We start from the raw sequence: 646 nt of genomic DNA, 5'->3' as shown, positions 1-646 counted from the left end.
CAGGCTTTCGCCCATTGCGCAATATTCCCCACTGCTGCCTCCCGTAGGAGTCTGGGCCGTGTCTCAGTCCCAGTGTGGCTGGTCGTCCTCTCAGACCAGCTACAGATCGTTGGCTTGGTGAGCCTTTACCCCACCAACTACCTAATCTGCCATCAGCCGCTCTAGTAGCACAAGGCCCGAAGGTCCCCTGCTTTCATCCGTAGATCTCATGCGGTATTAGCTACTCTTTCGAGTAGTTATCCCCCACTACTAGGCACGTTCCGATGTATTACTCACCCGTTCGCCACTCGTCAGCCACCGAAGTGCTGTTACCGTTCGACTTGCATGTGTAAAGCATGCCGCCAGCGTTCAATCTGAGCCAGGATCAAACTCTATAGTTCGATCTTGAATTTAAAGTCTTGCGACTCACTCATAAAAACGGAATTGAAGTGAACTTCACTTCTATTTCCATGAGCGTTTGATTTAGTTCTAAAGAACTTGGCTGCTTGCCATCAAACGCCCACGCTTATCGGCTGTATCTTGTTAAGGATCCGAGAACAAAAACCAATCTAAACCGGCTTTCATTTCTTTGCTTGCTGTGATCAGCGAAGCCTTTGATTTTAGCACAACTTTCATCATGCTTTTAAACGTTTTTGCGTTTTCTTCT

Annotated in this window: 1 rRNA gene; it reads right to left on the bottom strand. The window is 47.8% G+C overall.

From position 1 onward, the window contains the following. Positions 1-380, bottom strand: a 16S ribosomal RNA gene (locus tag ABFX50_RS50955); the annotation flags it as partial. Positions 381-646: the final 266 nt, after the last annotated feature.

It is taken from the genome of Nonomuraea recticatena (assembly GCF_039533245.1).
Classification (GTDB): Bacteria; Actinomycetota; Actinomycetes; order Streptosporangiales; family Streptosporangiaceae; genus Nonomuraea; species Nonomuraea roseola.
The sequence above is the reverse complement of the archived record's forward strand: the minus strand, read 5'-3'. Positions and strand labels throughout refer to the sequence as shown.